We start from the raw sequence: 16,995 nt of genomic DNA, 5'->3' as shown, positions 1-16,995 counted from the left end.
GGAAGGAAAATAGGGGCGACCCCGTACAATACCGAATTTATAGGTATCTGAAAAGTCGTTTTATGTCTCTGGCCCCCGCGGGAGGCCAGGATGCCGAAAACGGTGACATCACCGCTGCAGAAGAAGCTTGCCGCCACGCTGGTCGAGCACAGGAAGGCTGCGGGGCTGAGGCAGGTCGACTTGGCTGAAAAGATGGGTGTCTACCAGTCCTGGGTGACTCATATGGAGTCTGGTCAGCGTCGGATTGATGTCGTCGAGCTAATCGAGCTCGGAAAGATCCTTGGGTTCGACCCGGCTGACGTGGTCAGGAAATTGAGTCGCAAGTAGGCATCAAGCAGTTAAGCACCGTCCAGTGCCACAGGCATCGGCCGGTTTGAATCTCTCACTTAACGAGGGCTCCCCCGAGCGTAGCACATAGCCGACTGTGTTCGGGGCATCTCTGAGGTCTCGGATAAGCTCTCGACCGCCAGAACTGCCTTTGCTTTTCGGAATTTCGCGAGGGGCACGCCGATTGCGCCGATCCTCAGATGCTACTCACGGATGGTGCCGTCCCAAACGATCGCTCCGTTCAATCATAGGCTTGCCGGCCGCCCGTCGGAGACGATGCATGTACGCGGCAGTTCGGACCGGCGGCCGGCTCTTCTAGAGCAAGAGTGCAGGCCGGGCCCGCCGTGACGGGTTGGAAGCGGCGAGAGAGTTCCGCCGCGCCCGTCGCGGAGATCCGCGATGCACGGACGGAGAGTTGGAGCGCGTGCCGGTGAGAGCCGGGCGAGCCTCTATGAGGAGATCACGAGCAAGATCATCGGCGAGCTGGAGGCCGGCCGGATGCCCTGGGTTCGACCCTGGGGGACGCAGGCGGCGAAAGCTCAGCTGGCGTTGCCAAGGAATGCTGTAACGGGTCGGCCGTACTCCGGGATCAACGTCCTGATCCTCTGGGGCGCCGTGATCGAGCGCGGGTTTGCCGGCCAGAGCTGGATGACGTTCCGACAGGCGCTGTCCTTGGGCGGCCATGTGCGCAAGGGCGAGCGCGGTGTCACGGTCGTCTACGCCGACCGCTTCGTTCCGTCGGAGGAGCGGCAGCGTGCGCGCGAGGCCGGTGAGGAGGCGCAGGCTATTCCGTTTCTGAAGCGGTTTACCGTCTTCAACACAGACCAATGCGATGCTCTGCCGGAGGAGATCGCGACCGCTGCGCCGCCACCGCCGGCGGGTGCGATCGAGCCCGTGGTCGAGTCGTTGATTGCGAACAGCGGCGTCGAATTCCGGATTGGCGGGGATCGGGCGTTCTATGCCCCCCTCGAAGACTTCGTGCAGGTGCCGCCGCCCGCAGCGTTCTTTGAGCCGATCAACTGGCATCGCACGGCGTTGCATGAACTTGCCCATGCGAGTGGTCACGCCTCCCGGCTGGACCGTGATCTCTCCGGTCGTTTCGGCAGCCGCAAATACGCCTTCGAGGAGCTGATCGCCGAAATCGCGTCGGCCTTCAGCTGCGCCGCGCTCGGCGTCGTACCAACGGTGCGCCATGCGGACTATGTCGGCTGCTGGCTCGATGTCTTGCGGGAGGACAATCGCGCGATCGTTCGCGCGGCGAGCCAGGCGAGCCGTGCGGCCGATTATCTCCTCGGCTTTGCACAGGGCACGGCTCGCATGGCCGAGTCCATCGGACCGGATTGTGCCCCTGCCTGAGCGCGGCGCCCGTCGGGCGAGGAGGAGAGGAAGAGGGCGAGAGGTGCTCTGCGATGGGAAAAGGCTCGAGAGAGAGGCTCCGGGCCGCCCGTCGCGGAGAAGTAAGCGATGACCAAGTCTACCCAGAAGATCACGCTGTCGCCGTCGCGCGACATTCCTTTCAACAAGCTTGTGCTGAGCCAGTCCAATGTACGCCGCATCAAGGGCGGCGTTTCGATCGAACAACTGGCGGAGAGCATTGCCGAGCGCACGCTGCTGCAGAGCCTGAGCGTTCGCGCCGTCCTCGATGGCGAAGGCCGAGAGACAGGGATGTTCGAAGTGCCGGCCGGCGGTCGTCGCTACCGGGCGCTCGAACTCCTGGTCAAACAGAAACGGATGGCGAAGACCCAGGCTGTACCTTGCGTGGTGCGCGATCGGGGCTTGGCCGTTGACGACTCGCTCGCCGAAAACGATCAGCGCGTCGGCCTGCATCCGCTCGACCAATTCCGCGCCTTTCAGGCCTTGCGTGACGCCGGCATGGGCGAGGAGGAGATTGCGGCGCGACATTTCGTGACGGTTGCAGTGGTCAAGCAGCGTCTGCGCCTCGCGTCGGTCGCGCCGGCCCTGCTCGACATCTATGCGTCCGATGGGATGACCCTCGAGCAGCTGATGGCGTTCACGGTGACGCAAGACAATGCCCGCCAGCAGGAGGTCTGGGACAAGGTCAGCCGCTCGCGCTTCGATGAGCCCTATCAGATCCGCCGCCAGCTGACCGAACAGACGGTGCGCGCATCCGATCGCCGGGCGCAGTTCATCGGGCTCGAAGCCTATGAGACGGCCGGTGGCGCAGTCATGCGCGATCTATTCGAGGCCGATGACGGAGGCTGGCTGCAGGATGTCGCGCTGCTCGAACGGTTGGTCGTGGAGAAACTCCGTTGCGAGAGCGAACGGATCGCGGCCGAAGGCTGGAAGTGGATCGAGGCTGGGATCAGTTTTCCGTTCGGTCACACTCAGGGGCTGCGCCGGTTCGAAGGCCGGCCGGCTGATCTGACCACGGAGGAGCAGGCCGCGATTGCGGCGTTGCACGCCGAGCGGGCCAAGCTCGAGGGCGACTACGAGGGTGCCGATGAGCTGCCTGAAGACGTCGATCAGCGTCTCGGGGAGATCGAGGCGGCTCTCTCGTCCGTCGAGGAGCGGCAGATGATTTACGCGCCCGCAGAAATGGCGCGCGCCGGCGCCTTCGTCAGCATTGATGCGGAAGGGCGGTTGCGTGTCGAACGCGGCTATGTCCGCCCTGAAGACGAGGTGGCGGATCCGGGCGATGGACCAGGCGTGGATGCCGACGCAGGTGAGGACGGAACCGGCGTTCAAGGCGCGCAGGGAGTCGGTCAGGCTGCCGCTGTCAGGATCGGAGGTACCGGGCTTGAAGCTCCCGATGACGAGGCTGAAGACTCCGAACGGCCGCTGCCCGATCGTCTGATCAGCGAGCTCTCGGCGCATCGGACGCTTGCTCTTCGCGCTGCGCTCGGCGCCGAGCCCGCCATCGCATTCCAGGCGGTGCTGCACAGTTTCGTGCTGGCGACGTTCTATCCGTTTGGATCGTCACTCGCCTGCCTCGATATCTCGTTGAGGAGCCCGAGCTTTCCGGCCGAGCCGACCGGCTTGCGAGAAAGCGCCTCTGCCAAGGCAATCGCCGCGCGTCACGCGACCTGGAAGGCTCGGCTGCCGGCCAGCGATAAAGAGCTCTGGCCAGCACTGTCCGCGATGGACGGCACAGCGCAGGCCGAGCTCTTCGCACACTGCGCCTCGCAGGCAGTCAATGCGATCCATGAGCCGGACAAGCCCGTGCATCACGGCCGGATGTCCGCGCAAACCGTGCGTGGCCGCCTCGAGCAGGCCGACCGGTTGTCGCGCGCCGTCGGTCTCGACATGGTCAGTGCGGGCTGGAAGCCGACTGTCGAGAATTATCTGGGGCGCGTGACCAAGCACCGTATCCTGCAGGCGGTGCGCGAGGCCAAGGGTGAGGCCTCGGTCCAGCTCATCGATCATCTCAAGAAGGCGGATATGGCGCGCGAAGCCGAACGCCTGCTCGACGGCACCGGCTGGCTGCCGGAGCCACTGCGCGGAGCGGACATTGAGGTGGCACAGGCGGCTGAGGGCACCAATGCCGAAGGACTACCGGCTTTCCTGAACGAGGATGACGAGGCGAGCGACGGCGCCGACGAGGTCGAAGAGATCACCGCAGCCGAATGATCTGAGCTCAGGGCGGGGGATCGCCCGCAATCGAGACTGCTGATCGTCATCCGAAGCCCGGCCTCTCTGGCCGGGCTTTTGTCATGTCGGCTTGGGCCGCAAGCAGATTCGGGGAGAGGCAAAGGACGGAGTCGCGCGGGTGAGGCCGCTCGAAGACGAGAGAGCGTTCGGCGGCGCTCATTCAGCTCGCTCTCCCTGTTCGGAACTCCTGAAATGACCAACGAGATCTGCCGTGCGGCTTTCGCTGCACCATCTGTCCGCGCGCAAGCCATCCTTCGTGCGGCACATCTGCTGCTGCCGAGCCTCACTCGCGGTGAGCGCATCGACGCAAAACTCATGCGCCGTACCATGCAGGCGGCGTTCGGCGTCAGTGATGCTGACGGAGGCTGGGACTGGAAGACCGCTTACGAGGCTTGTGAGGCGGCCGCTATCCTCTTCCTCGCCAAGTACGGCCCGACGATGATCCGAGCCAGCCACGGCGCGCCATCGGCCGTGTTGCCGATGGTGACAAAGATCGCGGCGCTGCTGCCTGCACATACCAGGCGGACCCAGGAGAGCGAGCGCCTGCAGCAGTTCTCGACGCCGTTGCCGCTGGCGCTCGCCGCCGCCGCGGCGGCGCGGGTGACACCCGCGGATCGCGTGCTCGAGCCGTCGGCGGGGACGGGGAGCTTGGCTGTCTTCGCCCAGCTCGCCGGTGGTGAGCCGCTGCTCAACGAGCTCGCGCCAACCCGCGCAGCCCTGCTCGAACTGCTGTTTACGGGGTTGGCCGTGACGCGCCTAGACGCAGCGCAAATCGATGATCATCTCGATACCGCCTGCGTCCCCAGCATCGTCCTGATGAATCCGCCATTCTCCGCAACGGCGAATGTGGATCGGCCTATGGCGGACACAACGCTGCGTCATCTTTCTTCAGCGTTGGCCCGGCTCGGTGAGGGTGGACGGCTGGTGGCGATCACGTCCGCCGGCTTTGCGCCCGACAATCCCACGTGGACTGACGCCTTCGTGCGTCTGCAGAACCACGGACGCTTGGTGTTCTCGGCTGCGATCGGTGGTGCCGTCTACGCGCGGCAGGGGACCACGACCGCGACGCGGCTGATGGTGATGGACAAGCAGCCGGCACTCGACCCCCGCGTTTTCCCGCAATCGGCCGGCTTGGCGCCGGACGTCAGGACATTGCTCGGCTGGATCACGGCGCTCGTGCCGCCGCGGCTGCCGATGGATGGCAGCTTCGTTGCGCCGGTCGTTGAACCTCCCGTGGTACGGTCGAGAGCGCGTCGCGTGGGCGCTGACGTCGGCTCGGCGTCCGTTTCAGCGATGTGCGAGCCTGACGCATGCGAGCTCGCCTATGAGGTCGCTGATGGTACGACCGAGGACGGGCCACGTCTCAACGAGGCGCTGTATGAGCCATATCGGCTGCAGTCGATCCGGATTCCCAGTGCGCAGCCGCATCCGACGAAGCTCGTGCAGTCAGCGGCCATGGCCTCCGTCGTGCCGCCCAAGCCCTCCTACCGGCCGCATCTTCCCGAGCGGCTCGTCGCCGGCGGCATCCTGTCGGATGCGCAGCTCGAGAGCGTCATCTATGCCGGCGAGGCTCATTCGGGTTTCCTCGCAGGCTCCTGGGCAGTCGACGAGACGTTCGATCGTGTCACAGCTGCCGCCGACGATGTCGAGAACGCCGTTCGCTTCCGGCGCGGCTGGTTCTTGGGCGATGGCACCGGGGCTGGCAAAGGCCGCCAGGTCGCGGGCATCCTGCTCGACAATTGGCTGAAGGGCCGGCGCCGGGCAATCTGGGTCAGCAAGTCCGACAAGCTGATCGAGGACGCCCAGCGTGACTGGGCGTCCCTCGGCATGGAGCGGCTGCTGGTCACGCCCTTGTCGCGCTTCCGCCAGGGGACGCCGATCCGGCTGGATGAAGCCATCCTATTTACGACCTATGCCACGCTGCGGACCGACGAAAGGGGCGAGAAGCTTTCCCGAGTCCGCCAGATCGTCGATTGGGTGGGCCGGGACTTCGATGGTGTCATCATCTTCGACGAGAGCCATGCGATGCAGAACGCCGCTGGCAACAAGGGCGATCGTGGGGAACAAGCTGCCTCGCAACAGGGCCGCGCCGGCTTGCGGCTGCAACACGCACTCCCCAATGCCCGCATCGTCTATGTCTCGGCGACTGGCGCGACCACCGTCCACAACCTCGCTTATGCCCAGCGGCTCGGCCTTTGGGGTGGCGCGGACTTCCCGTTTGCAACGCGGGCGGAGTTCGTGGCGGCGATCGAGGAGGGCGGCGTTGCGGCCATGGAAGTGATGGCCAGGGATCTCAAGGCGCTCGGGCTCTATACAGCGCGCTCTCTCTCGTTCGAAGGTGTCGAATACGAGCTTCTCGAGCACCGGCTGACGGACGAGCAGGTCAGAATCTACGACGCCTATGCCGAGGCGTTCGCGGTCATTCACAACAATCTCGAAGCCGCGATGCGCGCGGCCAACATCACCGGCGCAACCTGGACGTTGAATGCTCAGGCCAAGTCGGCTGCGAGATCGGCCTTCGAATCCGCCAAGCAGCGCTTTTTCGGGCACCTGTTGACCTCGATGAAGACCCCGACGCTGATCAATGCGATCAAGCGTGATCTCGAAGCCGGCCATGCCGCGGTCATCCAGATCGTCTCCACAGGCGAAGCCCTGATGGAGCGCCGGCTCGCCGAGATCCCGACGGAGGAGTGGGGCGACGTCCAGGTCGACATTACGCCCCGCGAATATGTTCTCGACTATCTCGCTCATTCCTTCCCGGTCCAGCTCTATGAGCCGTTCACGGACGGCGACGGTAATCTGTCGTCGCGTCCCGTCACGCGCGATGGAAACCCGGTCGAATGCCGCGAAGCGGTCGCGCGCCGCGACCAGATGATCGAGCGGTTGGTTTCGCTTGCCCCTGTGCCCGGTGCGCTCGACCAGATCGTCCAGCGCTTCGGCCGGGACTTGGTCGCCGAGGTCACCGGACGATCGCGACGGATTATCCGTATCAGCGATCGGCTTGCGGTCGAAACGAGGGCCGCCTCGGCCAACCTCGCGGAGGCCGCTGCGTTCATGGACGACAAGAAGCGCATCCTTGTGTTCTCCGACGCCGGCGGCACTGGCCGCAGCTACCATGCCGAACTTTCGGCGAAGAACAGGCGGCTGCGTGTGCACTATCTACTGGAGCCGGGCTGGAAGGCGGATGCTGCGATTCAGGGACTCGGGCGGACCAATCGCACCAACCAGGTGCAGCCGCCGCTGTTTCGTCCGATAGCCACCGACGTAAAGGCGGAGAAGCGGTTCCTCTCGACCATCGCGCGCCGACTGGACACGCTGGGCGCTATCACTCGCGGCCAGCGCCAGACCGGCGGGCAAGGGCTGTTCCGCCCAGAGGACAATCTAGAAAGCCCGCACGCCCGCGACGCCCTGCGTCAGCTCTACGGGCTTCTGGTCCGCGGCCAAGTCGGAAGCTGCTCGTTGCAACGGTTCGAGCAGGCGACGGGATTGAAGCTGACGGACGAGAACGGCCTGCGTGACGAGCTGCCGCCGATCACCACTTTCCTCAACCGTCTCTTGGCGCTGACGATCGAGCTGCAGAACATCCTGTTCACGGTGTTCGAGCAGTTGCTCGCGGTTCGGGTCGAGGGCGCGATCGCGTCCGGGACTTACGATGCCGGCTTGGAGACGCTGCGCGCCAAGAGCTTTGTCGTCAAGGAGCGACGCACGATCTACACTCATCCCACCACAGGTGCTGTGACGCATCTCGTCACCATCGTCCAGCGCGACCGCAACCAGCCGATGCCGGTGGACGAGGCCCTCGATCGGCTCAGGCAGCGCCATGCCGTGCCGCTGCGCCATGAGCGGTCCGGACAAACGTCGATCCAGGTGCCGGCGCCGACCTGGCTGCATGACGATGGCGAGATCGAGCCGCGTGTTCATCTGATCGGACCGATGGGACGCCGGACTCTGCCCCTTGCCAAACTCGCCGAGCTCGGTTGGGTCGGGGCCGATCGCGAGCAGTTCGAAGCCGGCTGGAGCGCGCAGCTCGCCGCCATCCCGGAGTTCACGACCCAGACAATCTACCTGGTCACGGGTCTTCTTCTGCCGATCTGGAAGCGGCTGCCGCATGAATCCACCCGGGTCTATCGGCTGCAGGCTGACACGGGCGAGCGCATCATAGGCCGCAAGGTCCCGCTCAGTTGGGTCACGGCAGTTTCCACGGACAGGCCGGCACTGCCGCCGGACGACGCATTCTTGGCGGTGCTGCGCGACGGCCATGTGATTGATCTCGCCGAAGGCCTGCAGCTGCGGCGCGCCCGCGTCATGGGCACCAATCGGATCGAGCTCTTGGGCTTTTCCGATGCGCTCCGGGATGCCTTGAGGGCTTACGGCCTGTTCGGCGAGATCATCTCCTGGAAGCTGCGGATGTTCGTGCCGACCGACGAGGGCGGCGTCGCGGTATTAGCGAGGGTCCTGGATCGTTTCCCGGTAGTCCGCACTCGCGAGCGGGCGTCATGAGCGACGCGTCCGACTTGGCGCGCCGCCTCGCGCGTGAGGCGGAGGCGGTGTGCCGCCATTACCTGTCCAACGGCCGCCGGCAAGGGCGCTATTGGCTGGTCGGCGATATCGGGAATACGCCCGGCCGCTCCCTGTTCGTGCGGCTACACACCTCCTCGAGGGGGCCGGCCGGCAAATGGACCGATGCCGCAACCGGTGAGCATGGTGATCTGCTCGACATCATCGCGGCGGCGTGCGGCTTGCATAGCTTTCGCGAAGTTGCCGAGGAGGCGCGTCGGTTCCTGAAGCTGCCACACTGGCAGCGCGAGCAGACGATCGATGTACAAGCTGCCCAGCGTCCGCGCGACTTGAAGACCGCCCAGCGTCTGTTTGCAATGGCGCAGCCGCTGTCCGGAACGCTGGGCGAGGTCTATCTCCGCCGCCGCGGGATTGACCCGCTCGTGAGCACCGACGCCTTGCGATTCCATCCGCGCTGCTACTATCGTCACGACGATACCACGCAGGTGGAGACCTGGCCGGCCCTGATTGCCGCTGTGACCAACGTCAACGGCCGCATCACCGGCCTCCAACGCACCTGGCTCGATCCGGACGGGTATGACGATCGAAGGCTCGGCAAGGCCCCAATCGACACACCTCGACGAGCGATGGGCGATCTGCTCGGCAATGCGGTTCGGTTCGGCAACGTGGATGACGTGCTGGCGGCCGGCGAGGGCATTGAGACCATGCTGTCGTTGCGGACGGTTCTGCCATCCATGCCGATGGCCGCCGCGTTGTCGGCGAACCACCTCGCGGCGCTGCTGTGGCCGGCAAGCTTGCGCCGGCTCTATATCGCTGTCGATGCTGACCCCGCCGGCCATGCGGCTGCAAAGGCATTGACCGCACGGGCGCTCGACGCTGGCGTGGAGACGATCGCATTGTCATCGCGGCTGGAGGACTTCAACGAGGATCTGCGCGCCTTTGGCACCGGTGCGCTCCGGGAGGCACTCAGCGGTCAGCTCTTGCCTGACGACGCAGCTCGCTTCCTGGACGTCACCTTGGCCTAGCACCTCGCTGGTCTCGAGTTGCGGCGCGCAGCTCTGCGGTCGTGACATGTGGCCGGCAAGGGAGCCCATCCTGTGTCCGTGAGAGCCACGTCGAGGGCCTTCTTAGGGGCGCGATCGGACGGCAGGCGGTCCGGCCCGGCAATGGCTGGGCGCGGCTATTTTCCGCCGGCCCGCGCGCGGGCCTTTGCATCGCGAGGCAAAATAGCCGCGCCCCGCCATCCTCCGCTGTCGCTCCGGCCCTCCGCAAGGGCGGCGGGTTCTGGTCCGGTCCCCCCCGCCGTCTGGAGATCGCTATGGAAGGCCGCGATCGGCGCGGTCAGCGATCACAGACGAGGTTCCCCATGACCGGCCAGAACGACGACACGCTTGAGCCGCACGACACACCATCAGCGATCAGCCACGCCTTGGCCGAGCTCCAGCTCCACGGCTACCGGCCGTTCGAGGATGAGCCAGATCCACGGCCGCTTCCCGACGGGAGGGCCATCTCCGGTGCCATCGCCGACATCTTCGATGCCCTGGTAGCGACGCTTGGTGACACACGCCTCGAGCCTGAGCTGAAAGATCTGCTCTGGTCCACCGTCAATCTCTTCCACCGGGCGACCATGCGCATCGAGCGTGAGCTCGATGACAACGAGCAGGCGCAACGGCGGAGCCAGCGCGAGCAGAACGGCTCTGAAGTGCAGTCGGTCGCACTCGAACGGCTGACCGCTGAAGGCATCTCACTTGTGGAGCGCCGAAACGCGATGGAGCTGTTCCGTGACCTCGCCGTCGAGGCCTTCGAGCTCCACACCCGCTCATCCTGGCGACCGCGCACCGGATCGCTGATCAACCACCGCACGCTCACTGCCGCGATGATCGACTCCCGAGACTTCCTCGCAGCCCGACGTCGCGCCGAGACCGACATCATGTTGCCAGCCGGGCCCAAGATCGCCCTCACCGGCGGAACCGAGTTCAACGACGTGGCGCTCATCTGGGACCGGCTCGACAAGGTCCGCGCCAAGCATCCGGACATGGTCCTACTGCACGGCGGCTCCCCCAAAGGCGCCGAGCTCATCGCGTCGAAATGGGCCGACAATCGTAAGGTGCCGCAGATCGCCTTTAGGCCCGACTGGGCCAAACACACGAAGGCCGCACCCTTCAAGCGCAACGACGCCATGTTGGAGACAGTGCCGATCGGCGTCATGGTCTTCCCCGGCTCGGGCATCCAGGCCAACCTGGCTGATAAGGCACGGCGCCTCGGCATTCCCGTCTGGACGTTCGGCGGCGCGTAAGCGCCGTCGTTCGCCGTCGAACGTTCTCGCGCATGCGCCGCGGCTCACGGTTGGATCCGTTCGACCGGTAGCGATGGTCGAAGCTAGCTCTCCGCAACTTCGTCCAGATTGCGCGCTAGTCTTCTCGCTCGCGCCGCGGTGGTGGTGGAAGGCGCATGCCGTCATAACTTTGCACGGAGACCACCACAATGCTCGCCATGGGACTCATCTTCAGTCTCAGCGCCATCGGCATCTTCTGCTGGGTACTGTTTGCGCTCTCGGTCCATGCGCTCGCCCTCTTCGTCGCTGTCACCATTGGTATCGCGTCGTTCCACCATGGCTCCGGTGTGGCCGGTGCGGTGCTTGTCGGAGGGCTAGCAGCTGTGCTGACGGTCGGGGCCGGGCGGCTCGCTTATGCCGCCGTACAATCCGCGATCTTGCGCGGGGTCATCGCGGCCGTGTTCCTCGCGCCTGCCGGGATGGCCGGCTACCACACTGCGTTCGGGCTTCTGTCGTTCACTGCGCCTTCGCGGACTTGGCAAATTGTTTTGGCGGCATTCGCAGCCGTTCTGGTCTCCGGTGCCGCTTGGATCCGGCTTGCGATGCTCGGACATCCCCGCCGGTTCGCCTCGGACGGAGCAGGGCGCCAACCTCACCCCGGCCTCTGACCGCGACCGGCAGGCGGCAGAGCCATCGACCTTCCGAACTCTTCAGTGGGGCGTGGCGAGTTGAGGGGGGATCATCGAGCGCAGGAGAGAGATAGTGGCCCCTCTGGGAAACGCTGGACCAACGGCGGCGTATGCCGGGCTGAACAGCGAGTGGGCGCATGGGCCACGCTGATGGATCGGCTCGTGATCCGATGCGCTGCTCGCCCGGCGACCGTGAGGATCTCGTCCTGGATTGCGCCGATTTCCGGAGCGGACCGATGCTCGCCAGTCATGTCGTCTGATTGTTCAGCACGCGGACCAGCCTTGCCTCTTGATGGCCTGGTCTGGCCGAAGACCGGCTGCGCCTCGATCGTCTGAACGCAATGCCGTCGATCGACTTTCTTCCCCTGGGCTGACGCCCATTCCTCGCGAAGCAAGAAAGTCTCACGCCGGCATCCTCCGCTGGCGCTGCGGCCCAGGGGTGCGTCGCCGCTCGTCATTCGGCCCACGACGGGCCATCGAGGCCGCGGTGGTCGCGGACCCGAACACTCAGAGGAGACATGACATGGCGAGCATCGGTTCCTTCAAGAAGGTCGGCAGCGATTTCCAGGGGGAGATCATCACCCTGAGCCTGAAGGCCAAGGGCGTCCGCATCGTCACGGAAGCCAACCGCTCCGGCGAGACGGCCCCCACCCACCGCGTCTACGCAGGCCGGGCCGAGATCGGCGCCGCCTGGGCGCGGCGCTCCGAGGAGGGACGCGACTATCTCTCGCTCAAGCTCGATGATCCCTCCTTCAACGCGCCGATTTACGCCAACTTGATCAGCGAGGAGGGTGGTGACGGTTACAACCTGCTCTGGTCGCGCCCGCGCAAGACCGGGGAGTAAGGACACGAGCGCGCCCCGCCCGGGTTGTCCGGGCGGGGCACGGTCCGAACCCGGTTGGATCTACACCGAGCCGACGGCTCCTGGCTTGATATTGATCTGCCAAACGCGCGCTGCCGCTCAACGTGCTGACTCCAAGCTATGACTGGTCCAACGGGCGGGCAGGCCCATCGGCTCTGCCTCGTAATATCCGGTGTGTTTACACAACCCGTGCGTCAGTATTTGGCGCGCTCAGCCAAGCGGCTAGACCGACAAGCGGTTTATCTACGCTATTTGGAGCGGCCGCGGTGGGCTGCGAGCGCTTCAGCCTGTATCGCTACAATCTGAAGATCATGTTCGGAGAGCACGCGAGTTGCCGCACGAAGCCGTTCGAGAATGGCAGCTCGATTCGAACCTTCTTTTCCGTCTTCGGAAATGCCGAGCAAAGCGTTCGGGGTAGAGGCCAACACCTTGCAGATGCGTAAAAGGGTCGACAAGTCGGGTTCACGGTCACCAGTGACATAGAACCCGTATCTTCTTTCGCTCAATCCCGCCCGACGTGCGACCTCGGCATTCGATAAACCGAGTTCTTTGGCGCGCGATCGCAGCTTTTGCCCCAGTACCTGCATAAGAACAATTTGTTCCGATGCAGCTTGTCCGGTCCATGTAACTATTGTACTGTCATCGGTACAAATCGTACCGGTACAGCCGGAAGCCGTCGCGAGCTGGCCAATGAAAACTAATGGTTCTAGGAGAGGCGACCCGGCGCCGAACGAATATCAAGCGGACCCGCGAGATATCATTGACGACCTACCGGATGATTTTAGGCTTATTCAGCTGGACACGAAATTTCGCACTCTGTTGTCAGAGGTTTGCGCTCTACAACGCGAGAACGATCGTGAAATTGACGATTTGGCTCAACTGGCCTTGGCGAGGATCAGCTCGGACGACGACGCGACCCTGACGAGAGCGGCCGAATCTGTCTTGTGCCGCCTGGAGCCTATTGAGCGTGAGATTATGGCAACACCAGCGAGGACGATCGTAGGTCTAGGTATTAAGGCTTGGCACGCAGCCTATGTGGTGTCCGAACATTGGGACGCTCCAATTGAGCACATCGACTGGGACGCCCGCGCCATTCGCTTGTTGATTGAAGCGGTGTGCGAGGTCGCCGGGGTAAGACTGCCATTTCCTAATCTAGCAGACCTTCAAGGAGCGTAGAAACACCGCGAACTATGCCCGATACGAATCGATTCATCACCCGTCGATTCAGACGGCCGCTGAATCTGCCCTACCGGTCCGATTCAAAGAACGAGCGCCTGGATCACGTTACAATCCACCTCTCGAAGTACCGATCGCGCGAAGATAGTTCTCGGGCGACCGGCGTTACACCTGCCTTCATGCACAATCCTGGCTGGCGTTGACAGCAGGCGAGGTAACTAAGCCAGGCTTCTCGTGTTGCTTGTGCCCGAGTGCTGCGATCGACGTTACCTGCAGTCCCGGAGCGCTTGGGTCGTACTTAGTGTGCGTTCGTTGCAAGGGTCGCGCGCGTTCCGAGCTATTGCCCAATTTCTGGCTTGCTTGACAGTTAAAGCGATTCGACAGGTGAGCTGTCTCTGTGTTCCGGGCGATCGGTATTTGAGAAGATCGGCTGCTGCTGCATCAAGCCGGATGGGCAAGACGTTGGCGACATCGATGCTGGCGGCAGATTCCGTCGCTCGTACGATTGAGCTGAGGTGAATAGATCGATTTTATGAACGAGCCCCTCCGTACCTTCTTTTCGCGGATCGGAATTTTCGCAGTTGGCTGCCGGAATATCTCGGAACTGATCTCCAGGGAGTGCGCGGGAGCCGAGTTTGCCACGATGTCTCACCGAGCGTTGAGCGCTGTGGGAGCCGCTACGTAAGCTTCCGAAGCATTCAATGAGGCCACATGGAACGTTTGTGGTGGCTGCGGCGTGAAATGCGTCTAATCCTTTGACTCCGACAAGGCCGGAAAAAACCGTCATGCCGTCCCATCCGCCGGACCCAGATGTCAATGATCTCGCGCCGAGCGAAGACGTGCTGACTGCTTATGATGATCAGCACATTTCCACGTACCTGCGCATGCTCGATGCCGCAGCTGAGGACGCGGATTGGCGCGAGGTAGCTCGAATCGTTCTTCATATCGACCCGGATCGAGACCCCGAACGTGCCCGGCGCGCCTACGATAGTCATCTTGCCCGCGCCAAATGGATGTCGAGCAAGGGCTATCGTCATCTGTTACGGCGTGCGGGTGATTGATGCGGACGCCCTCGATGGGTCGACCCGCACTGGTTGAAGAGGCAGTTTGTTTGCGCTGTAGTAGTGCATTATCATGATACCTGCTATGCACTCCGCAATCACAAAGAGTCCCAATTGTCCGATTGCAATCGCCGTGCGGTTGCAATGAGGATTGGAAATGTCGAAATTCGATTGGCGTTCGGCTGAGGCTTACGATTTGGACCATGCAGCAGATCCAAACGTTGCCTGGGAGTGCCTGCGCCGCAACCCAGACTATCAGCGGGACTACCAATCCATAGAAAATCCAGAAGCCTTCGCGCCGGCCGCATTCCGTAACGAATGGGGACTGGTCTTTCGCAGCTGATCCCCGCCGCGCATTCGACGCCCAACCGATCTTTTGGGCGCCAGAGACGCTGCCGACAGTCTTGTTGATGGACCAGGCGGCGCAGCCAAATCTCACCGCGTCCTCCTTGGACCTGGCCGGGCTGTCGGGCGACCGACTGCGCGCCGCCTCGGACGGCTGGCACGTGGTGTTGCCGCTTGGCGGCGGAACACATCGGCTGTGGCTGCCGACCAGACCGGGCAAGCGGGTCACATACAGTGTCAAGCTGCCGCTCGACGAGCACTTCGAAGCACGGGCCCGCGCGGCCCAGCGGCTGTGGCGAGCCTTGAACGGCAGGCCGCTCGGACCGACCCTGGACGGACTTGCGCCGCGGCAACGCGGGCGGCTTGCGATGGCACTTCGTGCGCTCGACGGTCACCTCGAGGGTGCTTCGTATCGAACCATTGCCGGCGTGCTGTTCGGACCCGCACGTATTCCCTCTCGCGCCTGGAAAACTGACGACCTCCGCAGCCGAACCATTCGCCTGGTCCAACTCGGCCTACGCCTGATGCGCGGTGGCTATCGGGAGCTGCTGCGGCCGCGACATCGCAAGCGAAGGCGCTGATGGGGACGGCCGCGAACCCCGCGGTCTGGCCGCTTTCCCGCTAGCTGCCACGTACTATCAGGACGACGTGCCGCCGATCGCGCGTCGCTGGCCTTAACGCGCAGCGGCTCTTCCGCTGCTGCTCGATCTGCACCATCGCTGGGTGATCGTGATCCCGGCAGTGCGGGGTGCCGAATATTCACACCCTCATCTTCGGCATCCCTCTTCGCTCGGCTGCTCCGCCATCGTGACCTCCGACGCGCCGCTGATTTCGCGAGCGCGCCTTGAGCAAACGGAGCCTCGACAATGTCCGATCCGAACGCCGGCTTCCCGCCGCGATACCTGCGCACGCCCGAAGCTGCCCGATTCCTGAGTCTTTCAGGGCGAACTCTCGAGAAGCATCGCACCTTTGGCACCGGCCCTGCCTATCGGAAGCTCGGTGGCCGGGTGGTGTATGCCCTTGAGGATCTCAAGGCGTGGGCGGATGGCGGTGCCAAGACATCGACCTCCGATCCTGGCGTGAGGCCGGTATTGCCGGCCAAGCGGCACTCCGCACTCATTCCCTATGCCGGCAAGGACCGCCGCTGATGCAGTCCCGGCATGATCGGCCAGCCCGTCGCCCCAGGTCATCTGAACGTGGGCAACTCGAATTATTCCGAGCGTTGCCTGGCGATCTCGCGGCCCGCGATGCGCAGGATCTGATGGCGTATCCGTTCTTCTCGTTGGCCAAATCGAGGCGGGTCGTTCCAATCGATTTCCGGACGGGAAAGCTCAGCATCCGTGTCGAAGCGGTGCCCGAACATGGCATGGCGACGATCTGGGATGCGGACGTTCTGATCTGGGCCGCCTCACAGATCGTCGAAGCGCGTGATGCCGGATTGAAGACCTCGCGTCTGATGGCGGCTACGCCTTACGAGATCCTGACCTTTGTTGGCCGCGGGACCAGTGTGCGCGACTACGATCGTCTCAAGGCAGCGCTGGACCGCCTTCAGTCCACCACGATCATGACCTCGATCCGGCAGCCCACGGAGCGGCGGCGACATCGGTTCTCCTGGATCAATGAATGGAAGGAGACCGCTGATGTGCACGGCCGTCCGCGCGGCTTGGAGCTGATCCTGCCGGAGTGGTTTTACGCCGGCGTGCTCGATGACGCCCTCGTGCTCACCATCGATCGTGCGTATTTCGATCTGAAAGGTGGGCTCGAGCGCTGGCTCTATCGCCTCGTGCGCAAACATGGCGGCCGTCAGCAGGGCGGCTGGAGCTTCGATTTCGCGCATCTTCACGCCAAGTCCGGATGCCTGTCGCCGCTCAAACATTTCGCCTACGACCTGCGCGACATCGTCCGTCGCCAGACGCTGCCCGGCTACCGGCTCGCCATCGAGGCCGGTCTGTCCGGAGCAGAACGCCTCTCCTTCGCCCCTGTCCAAGATGACCCATTCGCTGCGCGTCTGCGCAAGCGCGGCTTCACCTCTTCGTCGGGGGACAAGCTGTGAATCAATTCGTGCGATCGAGGACGCGCATGGTCGTGCCGTCAGGGACCCGATTCTCGTGCCAACGGGGACCAGAATCGAAC

Annotated in this window: 15 protein-coding genes; 14 read left to right on the top strand and 1 reads right to left on the bottom strand. The window is 63.9% G+C overall.

Going from position 1 to position 16,995, the window contains the following annotated elements; genetic code table 11:
- Positions 1–90 precede the first annotated feature (90 nt).
- The 8 genes from QX132_RS19385 to QX132_RS19350 all read left to right on the top strand — a co-directional run bounded on the left by QX132_RS19385 (position 91) and on the right by QX132_RS19350 (position 12,262).
- On the top strand, positions 91–327 hold the full coding sequence (locus QX132_RS19385; RefSeq protein WP_316162434.1) for a helix-turn-helix transcriptional regulator: 237 nt from the start codon (positions 91–93) through the stop codon (positions 325–327).
- 399 nt (positions 328–726) lie between these two features.
- Positions 727–1,683, top strand: coding sequence for an ArdC family protein (locus QX132_RS19380; protein WP_316162432.1), 957 nt, complete (start codon positions 727–729; stop codon positions 1,681–1,683).
- A gap of 108 nt (positions 1,684–1,791) precedes the next feature.
- Positions 1,792–3,915, top strand: a complete 2,124-nt coding sequence (locus QX132_RS19375; RefSeq protein ID WP_316162430.1) for a ParB/RepB/Spo0J family partition protein — start codon at positions 1,792–1,794, stop codon at positions 3,913–3,915.
- A gap of 213 nt (positions 3,916–4,128) precedes the next feature.
- Complete coding sequence (locus QX132_RS19370) at positions 4,129–8,436, top strand: strawberry notch family protein (protein ID WP_316162427.1); 4,308 nt, start codon at positions 4,129–4,131, stop codon at positions 8,434–8,436.
- Positions 8,433–9,479 carry a toprim domain-containing protein gene (locus QX132_RS19365; RefSeq protein WP_316162426.1) on the top strand — a complete coding sequence of 349 codons (1,047 nt, stop codon included), beginning with the start codon at positions 8,433–8,435 and terminating at the stop codon, positions 9,477–9,479. The genes QX132_RS19370 and QX132_RS19365 overlap by 4 nt, the downstream gene beginning before the upstream one ends.
- A gap of 341 nt (positions 9,480–9,820) precedes the next feature.
- Entirely contained in the window at positions 9,821–10,750 is a 930-nt protein-coding gene (locus QX132_RS19360; protein ID WP_316162424.1) for a DUF2493 domain-containing protein, read from the top strand.
- A 188-nt stretch (positions 10,751–10,938) separates the two neighbouring features.
- A complete protein-coding gene (locus tag QX132_RS19355; protein WP_316162423.1) occupies positions 10,939–11,397 on the top strand; it encodes a hypothetical protein in 459 nt (152 codons plus the stop codon).
- A gap of 544 nt (positions 11,398–11,941) precedes the next feature.
- On the top strand, positions 11,942–12,262 hold the full coding sequence (locus tag QX132_RS19350; RefSeq protein WP_316162422.1) for a DUF736 domain-containing protein: 321 nt from the start codon (positions 11,942–11,944) through the stop codon (positions 12,260–12,262).
- Between the two features lie 266 nt (positions 12,263–12,528).
- Here QX132_RS19350 and QX132_RS19345 read toward each other — a convergent pair whose 3' ends face one another.
- Complete coding sequence (locus QX132_RS19345; protein WP_316162421.1) at positions 12,529–12,867, bottom strand: helix-turn-helix transcriptional regulator; 339 nt, start codon at positions 12,865–12,867, stop codon at positions 12,529–12,531.
- A 103-nt stretch (positions 12,868–12,970) separates the two neighbouring features.
- On the opposite strand from QX132_RS19345, the gene QX132_RS19340 reads away from it, so the two are divergent.
- The 6 genes from QX132_RS19340 to QX132_RS19315 all read left to right on the top strand — a co-directional run bounded on the left by QX132_RS19340 (position 12,971) and on the right by QX132_RS19315 (position 16,915).
- The gene (locus QX132_RS19340) at positions 12,971–13,456 is read left to right on the top strand and encodes a hypothetical protein (RefSeq protein ID WP_316162419.1); all 486 of its coding nucleotides are present in this window, start codon (positions 12,971–12,973) and stop codon (positions 13,454–13,456) included.
- A gap of 785 nt (positions 13,457–14,241) precedes the next feature.
- Positions 14,242–14,517 (top strand): DNA -binding domain-containing protein, encoded by a 276-nt coding sequence (locus QX132_RS19335; protein WP_316162418.1) that lies wholly within the window; start codon positions 14,242–14,244, stop codon positions 14,515–14,517.
- A 157-nt stretch (positions 14,518–14,674) separates the two neighbouring features.
- Positions 14,675–14,860: a transcriptional regulator domain-containing protein gene (locus QX132_RS19330; protein WP_316162416.1), complete on the top strand. Its 186-nt coding sequence runs from the start codon at positions 14,675–14,677 to the stop codon at positions 14,858–14,860.
- A 67-nt stretch (positions 14,861–14,927) separates the two neighbouring features.
- Complete coding sequence (locus QX132_RS19325; RefSeq protein ID WP_316162564.1) at positions 14,928–15,443, top strand: DUF2285 domain-containing protein; 516 nt, start codon at positions 14,928–14,930, stop codon at positions 15,441–15,443.
- 285 nt (positions 15,444–15,728) lie between these two features.
- Positions 15,729–16,010, top strand: a complete 282-nt coding sequence (locus tag QX132_RS19320) for a helix-turn-helix domain-containing protein (RefSeq protein ID WP_316162414.1) — start codon at positions 15,729–15,731, stop codon at positions 16,008–16,010.
- Positions 16,010–16,915 (top strand): replication initiator protein A, encoded by a 906-nt coding sequence (locus tag QX132_RS19315; protein ID WP_316162562.1) that lies wholly within the window; start codon positions 16,010–16,012, stop codon positions 16,913–16,915. The genes QX132_RS19320 and QX132_RS19315 overlap by 1 nt, the downstream gene beginning before the upstream one ends.
- The last annotated feature ends 80 nt before the right edge of the window (positions 16,916–16,995 follow it).

The sequence above is a fragment of the Bradyrhizobium sp. SZCCHNRI20481 genome (assembly GCF_032485055.1).
Classification (GTDB): Bacteria; Pseudomonadota; Alphaproteobacteria; order Rhizobiales; family Xanthobacteraceae; genus Bradyrhizobium.
Note: the sequence above shows the minus strand (reverse complement) of the source record. Positions and strands in the feature narration are given on the sequence as shown.